The sequence below is a fragment of the Nevskia sp. genome (assembly GCF_051860985.1).
In the GTDB taxonomy this organism is placed as follows: domain Bacteria; phylum Pseudomonadota; class Gammaproteobacteria; order Nevskiales; family Nevskiaceae; genus Nevskia.
This window is the reverse complement of the sequence record NZ_JBIMKV010000003.1, coordinates 296,931-304,865: the sequence shown is the minus strand read 5'-3', so window position 1 is coordinate 304,865 and position 7,935 is coordinate 296,931. Positions and strand designations below refer to the sequence as shown.

6 protein-coding genes and 1 pseudogene are annotated in these 7,935 nt (G+C 70.9%); 1 reads left to right on the top strand and 6 read right to left on the bottom strand.

Annotated elements, in window-relative coordinates:
* Positions 1–469 (top strand): annotated as a pseudogene (gene glyA / locus ACTIGJ_RS04980) (serine hydroxymethyltransferase); the annotation flags it as partial.
* Between the two features lie 24 nt (positions 470–493).
* Here the strand turns inward: glyA and ACTIGJ_RS04975 are convergent.
* Genes ACTIGJ_RS04975 through ACTIGJ_RS04950 form a run of 6 tightly spaced genes read right to left on the bottom strand, consistent with a single transcriptional unit; the run spans position 494 to position 7,700 of the window.
* The gene (locus ACTIGJ_RS04975) at positions 494–1,006 is read right to left on the bottom strand and encodes a type IV pilin protein (RefSeq protein WP_439639174.1); all 513 of its coding nucleotides are present in this window, start codon (positions 1,004–1,006) and stop codon (positions 494–496) included.
* Between the two features lie 56 nt (positions 1,007–1,062).
* Positions 1,063–4,893 (bottom strand): pilus assembly protein, encoded by a 3,831-nt coding sequence (locus ACTIGJ_RS04970; RefSeq protein WP_439639173.1) that lies wholly within the window; start codon positions 4,891–4,893, stop codon positions 1,063–1,065.
* Complete coding sequence (locus ACTIGJ_RS04965; protein WP_439639172.1) at positions 4,890–5,423, bottom strand: PilX N-terminal domain-containing pilus assembly protein; 534 nt, start codon at positions 5,421–5,423, stop codon at positions 4,890–4,892. Before ACTIGJ_RS04965 ends, ACTIGJ_RS04970 begins: the two co-directional genes overlap by 4 nt.
* Positions 5,420–6,490, bottom strand: a complete 1,071-nt coding sequence (locus ACTIGJ_RS04960) for a PilW family protein (RefSeq protein ID WP_439639171.1) — start codon at positions 6,488–6,490, stop codon at positions 5,420–5,422. The genes ACTIGJ_RS04965 and ACTIGJ_RS04960 overlap by 4 nt, the downstream gene beginning before the upstream one ends.
* On the bottom strand, positions 6,487–7,146 hold the full coding sequence (gene pilV / locus ACTIGJ_RS04955) for a type IV pilus modification protein PilV (RefSeq protein ID WP_439639170.1): 660 nt from the start codon (positions 7,144–7,146) through the stop codon (positions 6,487–6,489). Before pilV ends, ACTIGJ_RS04960 begins: the two co-directional genes overlap by 4 nt.
* Entirely contained in the window at positions 7,143–7,700 is a 558-nt protein-coding gene (locus tag ACTIGJ_RS04950) for a GspH/FimT family pseudopilin (protein WP_439639169.1), read from the bottom strand. The genes pilV and ACTIGJ_RS04950 overlap by 4 nt, the downstream gene beginning before the upstream one ends.
* Between the last annotated feature and the right edge of the window lie 235 nt (positions 7,701–7,935).

Genomic DNA, 7,935 nt, shown 5'->3' with positions numbered 1-7,935 from the left:
CGTGGCCTTCCGCGAAGCGCTCGACCCGAGCTTCAAGAGCTACCAGCGGCAGGTCATCGCCAACGCCCGGGCGATGGCCCAGGTGTTCCTGGATCGCGGCTACAAGGTCGTCTCCGGCGGCACCGACAACCACCTGTTCCTGCTCGACCTGGTGGCCAAGAACGTCACCGGCAAGGACGCCGAAGCCGCGCTGGGCCGCGCCCATATCACCGTCAACAAGAACTCGGTGCCGAACGACCCGAAGTCCGCATTCGTGACCTCCGGGCTGCGGCTTGGCTCGCCGGCCTCGACGACGCGCGGCTTCAAGGAAGCGGAAATGGTGCAGGTGGCGACCTGGATCGCCGACATCGTCGACGCGATGGCGGCCGGCAGCGACCTCGACGGCGTGATCGCCCGGGTCAGCGCCGACGTGGCGAAGCTGACTGCCCGCTTCCCGGTCTACACCGCCGCGCGCAAGGCGGCGGCCTAGCGGGACGCCGCAGCGACGCGCGCCTCAGCGCGCCCAGCACTGCTTGTACATGGTGTCGGAGTCGATCGGCGCGGTGGCGCCGCGCTGGCCGGTCGAATACAGGCACAGCGTACCGCAGCCGTAGTCGCTGCTCGACTGCGCGTTCTGCGGCTCGGCGATCAGCACCCAGGCCAGCCGCACGGCTTCGGCCGATGGCGTGGCCGACGAGCAGCGGGCGAAGTCGCCGCTGCCGGCGGCCGCAAGGCTGATCCGGTAGGTGCTGTCGCGGCTGGTGCCGGAGCGCATTTCGCCGGAAGCGTCGATGTACAGCGCATCGGCCGGATAGCCGAGCAGGCTCAGCCGCGAGGCATACGCCTTGCGGTCGTTGAACCAGCTTTCCTGCTGCTGCGCGATCTGGCTCATCACCGTCTTGGCGACGGTGCGCTGGGTGCGCACCGAGTACTGCCGGAACGACGGCAGCGCCAGCGTGGCCAGGATCGCGACGACGACCACCGCCACCATCAGTTCGATCAACGTGAAACCGCGCGGCTGCGTCATGGGGTTCGGGGTCGTGGACGAGGGGCGCGGCGGGCGCGCCGAACCTGGATCGGCCGTCATTGTGCCACCGGTCTTTCCTCATCCTCACGCCGTTCGCGCCAGAAGGTCCGGTAGATCAGCGGCACCGGCGCAGCCAGCGTCTCGGCGTTGATGGCGGTCAGCTGCGGCGTCAGCGCGGCAGCCTCGCCGGCGATGCCGGCAGCAGCGGCGCGGCTGCTGCGGGCATCGCCGTCGCCATCGCTGATGAACTGCTGCACCGCCGGCCGGCCGTCGAGCAGGCGTACGCCGTAGCGCCGGCTGCCGCCTTCGCTGGGCACGCAGCTGGTGCCGCCGACTGCTGGCGGCACGAAGCTCGACAGGTTCACGACGTTGCCCACGGTGACTGGCGCTGACACCGCTTTCTCGCCGCTGTTGGCCAGCTGCAGCCGCCAGCCGCTGCTGGCGGTGGCACCGGTCGGGCAGGCGGCGTTGGCGACGCTGGCGCAGGCGCTGGTGATGTCGGCCAGGCTGCCGTGGCGGATCAGCCGGGTATCGGCGGCGGTGGCGATGACGCCGTTGACGCCGGTATCGGTGAGCGATTTTCCGGAGGTCGTGTCACGGTCGCGGATCGTGTACAGCCAGTTGCCAGTGCTGCGATTGAACGGGTCCTCGCGGTCGCCGGAGCCGATCACCACGGCGTCGAAGCTGCCGTTGGCATCGCGTCCCGGCACGTAGTCCGGCGCGTGGAAGAAGCGGCGGTCATCGGCATTGCTGGCGTCGGCAGTCGCGCCGCTGGCGGGATGGCCACGGCCGAGGCTGGCGATCGGACCGAGGGTCCAGGCGCTGCGATCGGTGCCGGGGAAGTCGGCGCGCCAGATCCGGCCGCCGGTGTCGCCGACGTACAGCCGGTCGGTCAGGCCGTCGCCGTCGGTGTCGAGCGCGGTGACCTCGGAGGCGATGCTGTCGGCCAGCAGCGGATGGCGGAACAGGCGGCTGCTGCTGTCGTAGCCGACGATCGACGCAGTGGCGCTGCGATTGGCCTTCCAGATCAGCTCGCCGGTCACCGCGTCGACCACGTACAGCGCATTGCCGAGGCTGTCGTCGACGCCGACGGCCGCCGCCGCCGTTGCCGCCAGGCTGTTGTTGGCGTCCTTGCCGATCCGGCCGCCGCCGGCATTGACGCCGCCGTTGTAGCCGCCGCCGAACAGCAGCACCGGGCGGGTCACCGTGGTGCCCGGTGCGGTGGTGATCCGCAGCCGGCCGACCGCCGCCGTGCCGAAGCTCAATGCCAGTTCGCCGAAAGCGGTCGTCGAGCCGCTGACCAGTCCGGGCGACGAGGCGCTGGCGCTGAACAGGCCGTCTGGGCCGAGCCGCCACAAGAGCTGCGGGCGATCCGGATCGGTGATGTCGAGCGCATAGCGATGGCGGCCGCCCCGGCGCAGGCCGAAGAACGCATAGACGTGATCGTTGGGATTGCTGCTGTCGATCACGCCGTCGGCCGGGCCGCCTTCGGCGAGCGTGCGGCTGGTGCCGCGATCGATGACCAGCACGCTCGGGCTGCCGTCGACGCCGTACGGGAAGGCCGGCGTATAGCGGTCGTCGCGCAGGGTCTTGAGGCTGGCCATCGTCGCCCTCGGCATGAAGGCCCAGGTTTCCGCCAGATCGCGATTCCGCACGGCGTGCAGCAGCCCGTCGGCAGAGCCGAACAGCAGCCGCAGATCCGGGCTGGCGGCGCTGTAGCCGCTGCGGGCGCCGTAGTTGACCACCACCGGCTGCGAATGCAGCACCGCGCCAAGCAGCCAGGGTCGGCCGACGACGCCCGCCAGCGTGGCGCCGCTGCCCAGCGGGTTGCTGGTGGTGCCGACCTGGAAGCCGCGCGCCTGCAGCAGCAGCGCGCGGCGCTGGCTGTCGTCGCCGGCGGCGCTGCCGGTGACGCCGAGATCGGCCTTCAGCGCATCGCGCACCGTCTGGCTGTCGGCGTCGAGCGCGGCCAGCGACGGCACGCTGCTCGCGCTCAGCGCGTCGTAGAAGATCTGCCGGGCGCCGTCGGCGTTGACGCGGCCGGGGTTGCCGCCGCCGCCGAAGCGGTAGCCGGGAATGTTCTGGCCGACGCCGCCGAGCGTGGTGAGGCGACCATCGACGCCGGCGCCGCCGAGCGCGGCGGCGCGGCTGCCGACGGTCAGCGCGCCGGTGGCGATGCGGCCGTCGCTGGCGATGCCGCTGCTGCCGGCGCTGTCGACGAAGCGCGCCGTGCCGGCGCTGTCGCGCGTCAGGCGCAGCACCTTGACGTTGCCGTCCCAGTTCGGGCTGCCGCCGTCACGCGGCCGGAATTGGGCGAAGTAGGCCGGCTCCAGCAGGCCGGTGGCCGACTGCGGGCTGGTCGCCACGCGTGGCGACACCAGCGAGGCATCGGTGACCAGGGTCGGTTTCAGCAGCGGCGCCAGACTCTGGCCGAGGCCGAGCAGGCCGAGGCCGTCGGCGTAGGCGAGCACCGTGGCGCCGGTGTTGGCGAGGGTCGCGGCGCTGGTCAGCAGGTTCTGGATCAGGAAGAACGAGCGCAGGTTGACGTCGTGGTTGTCCTTGTCGCGGAAGCTGTTCGGGCTGCTGGTCTGGCGCACCACATCGGCCAGCGTGATCGCGCCGCTGGCCGGCAGGCCGGGCAGGAAGGCGCGCAGCACGGCGTCGGATTCGCTGTCGCGGATGTTGTTGGTTAGCATCACGTTAAGCACGTTGGCGGTGCGGCATTCCAGCGTCGGCTGGCTGTACAGGCCGCTGGCCAGCTCGACGCTGGTGTCGCGCGTCAGCAGGCTGGTCAGGCCGTCCCAGCGGGCCAGCGGCGCGTTGTAGACCTCGCGGCCGGCCAGGTAGTGGATCAGCTCGGCATAGGCTTCCTTGCCCTGGTACGGCGGCAGCAGCTGGGTCGGCGTGGTCACGGCGGTGCTGAGCAGCGCGGTGACCGAGTTCAGCAGGTTGGTCGGGTTCAGCGCGCTGCTCAGCAGGCTGCTGACGCGGTTGACCAGCGTGGTCACCGAACCCTGGTTGACCAGCGGCGTGAAGCCGGCCAGCAGATAGGCGCCATTGCTGCAGCCGGCGGTGCTGCGGCGGGCCGCGGGAATGCTGGCGCTGTCGGCGAAGCTGCAGCTGCTGCCTGGCGAACCACTGGCGTTGGCGCGATCGGCGTGCGACACCATGATCGCCACGTTGGTGTTGATCAGGTTGTTGAGGATCGCTTCCAGCAGCGCCAGCAGGTTGACCTGGCCGAGGTTCAGGATGCCGCTGAAGGTCGTGTTCAGCAGGCCGAGCACGGCCACCGGCAGGCGGCCGACGGTGGTGGTCAGCAGCGGGTTGACCAGGCCGCTGACCAGCTGGCCGACGAAGCCGCCGAGCAGCGGGTTGACGACGCTGCCGAGCAGCGGGATGCCGAGCAGGAAATTGAGCGTGCCGCAGCTCAGCGTCGACACGCCGCCAAGCAGCAGCTGCAGCGCCAGCCCGACGGCCGGCAGCGCCACCACCGGCGAGTTCAGGCCCAGCAGACCATAGAGATTGCACAGCGCCTGCGCGCGCCCGGCGTCGGTGCTGCCGCTGCCGAGCAGCAGGGTGCTCAGCAGCTGCGTCGGGTTACTGGTGACGCCGGTCAGCAGGTCGCTGAGCAGGATGCTGCTGGTGATGTTCAGGCACAGCTGCGGCGCGTCCGGATTGTTCGGATTGCTGGTCTGGGTCAGCACGCTGTTGCAGATGCCGAGCAGGTTCAGATCCAGCACGATCACCGTGTACGGCGGCCGCAAGGTGTTGGCCTGGGCGTTGGCGTAGAGATCGATGTCGTCGGCGCGAGTCGCCGCCGGCAGGCCGGCGGCCAGCGTCCCCAGCATCAGCAGCAGCGGACCCAGCAGGCGGGCGAGGTGGCTCATTGGTAGCTCACGCCGCCGGCCCTGGCGTGCAGCTTCAGCACGCCCTGCACGACTTCGGCGGCGCCGAAGCCTTCGCTGCCGTGGTCATAGCCGCCGGTGACCGTGAAGCGCGCGTAGTCGTAGCTGCGGCCGCTGTTGCCGGCGCCGCGCAGCGTTGCGGTGGTCAGGAATTCCGGCGCCTCGCGCTGCACCCGCGCATAGCTGTAGGCGCGCAGCGCATCGTCGGCCGGCGCCGGCAGGGTCGGCGTGTCGCAGCTGAACGGCAGGCTGTCGGGCTGCGCGATGCCCGACGCCGGCCGGTAGCAGGCGAGAAAGCCCGGCCCGCTGCCGATCGCCAGATTGGCGTCGACCTGGGTGATGCCATCGGCGATCGCCTGCGCCGATTGCCGCGCGTTGACGCGGCTCTCGGCGTTCTGCGACAGCTTGAGTTCCAGCCGGCTGCTGCGCATCGCCGCCAGCCCGAGCAGGGTCAGCACGATCAGGATCAGCAGCGCCGTCGCCAGCGCCGCGCCGCGTTGGCGGCGCCTCATGGCGTCACCGCCGCTGTGAGCGACGACGGCCCGGTGCAGGGACCGAGATCGCCGACCGGATTGCGCAGCTGCACGGTGGTCGAGTAGACCCGCCGGTGAAAGGCATCGGCGCGGCCGGCGGCGGTTTCGTAGTCGCCGAACTCGAAGGTCTTGTCGTCGCGGTAGCCGCCCTCCGGCTCGGTGCTGCGCACCAGGATCCAGACCCGCGCGGTGATCGCGGTCTGCGCCAGCGCATCGGCATCGGGGCTGGAGGTGTAGGTGTCGACGACGCAGTCGTTGTCGCTGTCCAGCCCCCATTCCAGCTGCAGGTTCTCGACGCCATCGGCCAGGCATTCCACCGCCATCGTGGGGCTGGCGACATGCTGCAGCTCCATCCGGCACAGCGCCGGCACGCCGTCGCCGGGCGTTTCGGCATAGCTGCGGATGAAGTACAGCCGGGGCACGTACTTCCAGAAGCTCATCGGCGCCTGCAGCGGCTCGACCGTGGAGGTGCTCAGGCTGAAGCTGGCGCTGCTGCCGTTCTGGATCAGCGATCCGACCGTGCCGTTGGTCTTCAGATAGACCTGATAAGGGCGCAGCTGCACCGAGCCGCCGGCGGCGATCTCGGCAGTGACCTGACCGGCCACCCGGCGGATCGCGACGATGTCGGTATCCGGCGCCACCGGCGTACTGCTGCCGCCCAGGCACGGGAAGGCGCTGGCGACCGTGACCGCCGAGCGCTGGTTGCGGAATTCCACACGCCGCCGCAGCTGGAATGCCCACGGCGTGGCCGGCGAGGTGCTGCTGTCGGCGCTGCCGCAGTCCAGCGTCGGCGCGCGGCTGATCGGCACGATGCCGGCGGCGCCGTACAGGCCGCCGTAGTAGCCGGCCATCGCCAGGTCGCGGGCCAGGGTGTCGAGCGCGAAGCGGGCGCTGTCCTGCATGCGCGCCACGGCGTCGGTCTGCCGGAAGCTGCGGCTGTTCTGGTTGAACACCGCCAGGATCGCCGCCAGCACGATCAGGCCGAGCGTCACCGCGATCATCAGCTCGACCAGCGACAGGCCGCGCTGCCGGACGGCGACGCTCATGGCGTCACCGCCGCCAGGCACTGGCCGCTGTGGTCGTCGATCACCGTGCGCACGACGATGATCCGCCGCAGCCGGGCATCGACGCCCGGCGTGCCGGGATCGTCGTAGGCGGTGTTGTCGAGGCCGCAGGGATTGGCTGCCGGGCTGGCGCTGTCGGCCGGATCGGCCGGCGGCAGCGGCGTGATGCCGCGCCAGGCGATCGCCACCGTGTAGACGCCGCAGGGCGCGCGGGTGTTGGTGATGCAGGCGGTCGGCTCGCTGAGCCCGCCGGCGGCGCTGTCGGCAATCCGTTCGACATCGCCGAACAGCGCCCGCGACCACTCGTAACGATCGAAGGTCACCACCTGCACCGGCGTGCAGCGCGGGCTGCCGCTGCTGCCGTCCACCGCGCAGGCGCGGGCCGGCGCCGGTGGCAGCCGGGTGCTGCTGATGCCGTTGCGGGCGTCGGTCAGGTAGTCGGCGCCGCGACCGGGGTTGGCGCGCATCCGCTCGATCAGGTCCTGCGCCAGCGCCGCCGCCTGGGTGCGCTGGATGGCGTCGAAGTTGGATTTCTTCGACAGCGCCTGCAGGCCGGCAACGCTGAGCAGGCCGACGGCAACGACGAACACGGTGACCATCACCTCGACCAGCGTGAAGCCGCGGCTGCGCGCGCTCATGCCGCGCAGCCGCTGTCGCGAGCCAGGCGAATCCGGCCGCTGGTGTCGATCTGCACGCGCCGGCCTTCCCAGTGCGGGTCGTCGTCACGGCACAGGTGCAGGGTGATGCGGGTGCTGTTCGACAGCCGGCCCGAGGACTCGAACTGCACGGCGGTGATGCCGTCCGGTTCGCTGTGCCAGACCAGCGCCCGGTCCACCGGCTCGCCGGCGGCGATCACGTCGGCCGCCGCCGCCGGCTTGGCGCTGCTGCTGTCGGGCGCGCTGTCTCGGTAGATCACCCAGCCGTTGACCCAGCTGCGGGTCGCCGCTGTATCGCAGCGGGGATGGCCGCCGCGCACCGCCGGATTGCGCGGGCAGACGATGATCGAGGCATTGCGGGCGATCGCTTCGCCGCGCGCCTGCACCATCGCGCCGTATAGCGCGGTGGCGGCGTCGCCGCGTGCGCTGGCGAGCAGGAAACTGCGCAGGCCAGGGCCGGCGAGCGACATCAGCAGCGCGGCGATGGCGATCACCACCAGCATTTCCAGCAGCGTGAATCCGTTGTCGTTGGCCATCGCAGGCAGGCACCGCAGGGACCTCACAACGGTAGCCTGATTTCCACGCCGCCGGTGAACGCGCAGTACCTTCACGGACCGGCGGCAGTGCGGTGCAGACCCAGCGGCGGCTCGTGCAGCGCAGACGACGAAGCGCGAATGAGGCGGCGATGGATCGTGACGCGAACCGAGGCGAGATGTGGCCTCGTCGTCGTTCCGTGGCGACGATTCGCCATGTAGTGTCGCGCCGCGAGAC

Coding starts and splice junctions, on each gene's coding strand:
- ACTIGJ_RS04975 (WP_439639174.1), bottom strand. CDS start 1,006: ATGACGCAGCCGCGCGGTTTCACGTTGATCGAACTGATGGTGGCGGTG.
- ACTIGJ_RS04970 (WP_439639173.1), bottom strand. CDS start 4,893: ATGAGCCACCTCGCCCGCCTGCTGGGTCCGCTGCTGCTGATGCTGGGG.
- ACTIGJ_RS04965 (WP_439639172.1), bottom strand. CDS start 5,423: ATGAGGCGCCGCCAACGCGGCGCGGCGCTGGCGACGGCGCTGCTGATC.
- ACTIGJ_RS04960 (WP_439639171.1), bottom strand. CDS start 6,490: ATGAGCGTCGCCGTCCGGCAGCGCGGCCTGTCGCTGGTCGAGCTGATG.
- pilV (WP_439639170.1), bottom strand. CDS start 7,146: ATGAGCGCGCGCAGCCGCGGCTTCACGCTGGTCGAGGTGATGGTCACC.
- ACTIGJ_RS04950 (WP_439639169.1), bottom strand. CDS start 7,700: ATGGCCAACGACAACGGATTCACGCTGCTGGAAATGCTGGTGGTGATC.